The organism is Cobetia sp. MC34 (assembly GCF_018340035.1).
Classification (GTDB): domain Bacteria; phylum Pseudomonadota; class Gammaproteobacteria; order Pseudomonadales; family Halomonadaceae; genus Cobetia; species Cobetia amphilecti.
Genome location: NZ_JADPPY010000085.1, coordinates 1 through 1384, shown reverse-complemented (window position 1 = coordinate 1384; position 1384 = coordinate 1). Strand labels below are relative to the sequence as shown.

Annotated in this window: 1 protein-coding gene; it reads left to right on the top strand. The window is 62.3% G+C overall.

Annotated elements, in window-relative coordinates; translation table 11 throughout:
- The first annotated feature begins 100 nt into the window (after positions 1-100).
- Positions 101-1354 (top strand): IS256 family transposase, encoded by a 1254-nt coding sequence (locus IZU87_RS17230; RefSeq protein ID WP_213115358.1) that lies wholly within the window; start codon positions 101-103, stop codon positions 1352-1354.
- The last annotated feature ends 30 nt before the right edge of the window (positions 1355-1384 follow it).

Below are 1384 nucleotides of genomic sequence, written 5' to 3'. Positions count from 1 at the left end.
GGAGTTAAGCTCAAGTCTTGTGTATGGAGGGCAGAAGGAAGGGTGGCGTATCCTGCTGATTGATCACGCCAGATCACAACCAGCATAGGATGGATACGCCATGACCGATTCTACCCTCCAAGCCGTGACGCAACCAGACACTGGTGCTACCGACCCGCTGCATGAATTGCTTCGCCAAGGTGCCCGAGATCTGATTGCCAAAGCCGTGGAGGCCGAGTTGAGCACGTTCCTTGAGCAGTACGCCGAGAAGACGCTGGAAGACGGTCGCCGTGCCGTCGTCCGCAACGGCTACTTGCCGGAGCGCACGGTGCAGACCGGTATCGGCGACGTCGAGGTCAAGGTGCCCCGGACCCGCGATCGCAGCGGTGATGGGGTTACCTTCAGCAGCGCGCTGCTGCCGCCCTACCTGAAGCGGGCCCGGAGCATCGCAGAGCTGATCCCCTGGCTCTACCTGAAGGGGGTCTCCACCGGTGACTACCAGGAGGCCCTGGCAGCCCTGCTGGGCGACCAGGCCAAGGGGCTTTCGGCCAACACTGTGTCGCGGCTCAAGAAGCAGTGGGAGGCTGAGCACGCCGAGTGGCAGAAGCGGGGCTTATCAGAGCAGCGCTACGTCTACTGGTGGGCAGACGGCGTCTACAGCAACGTTCGAATGGATGACCGCCTGTGCCTGCTGGTGATCATCGGTGTCACCGAGCAGGGCCGTAAGGAGTTGGTCGCCGTCGAGGATGGGCGACGCGAGTCGGAAGCCAGCTGGAAAGAGCTGCTCACGGGGCTACGCGAGCGCGGGCTGACCACTGCCCCCAAGCTCGCGATCGGTGACGGCGCCATGGGCTTCTGGGCGGCGTTGAGCAAGGTCTATCCGGAGACCAACCACCAGCGTTGCTGGGTCCACAAGACCGCCAACGTACTGAACAAGCTACCGAAATCCGTGCAGCCCAAGGTCAAGGCCGACCTCCACGAGATCTGGATGGCCGAGACCCGCGACGAGGCACATAAGGCCTTCGATCGCACGGTAAAACGCTTCGAGGCCAAGTACCCCAGAGCCATGGAGTGCCTGGCCAAGGATCGGGAGGAACTGCTGGCGTTCTATGACTACCCGGCAGAGCACTGGGTGCATATCCGCACCACCAACCCGATCGAATCGACCTTCGCCACGGTCCGCCTGCGGAGCAGGCGCAGCCGGAACTGCGGCTCCAGAGCGACGACCCTGGCGATGGTCTTCAAGCTGCTTCAGAGCGCCCAGAAGCGCTGGAAGCGGATCAAGGGGTTCAACAAGCTGGAGCTGGTCGTGAACAACGTCCAGTTCAAGGACGGCGAACCCTTGGCCGATCAGTCAGACAGGGCTGCCGCCTGACCGGCCATACACAGAAATTGACAATAACTC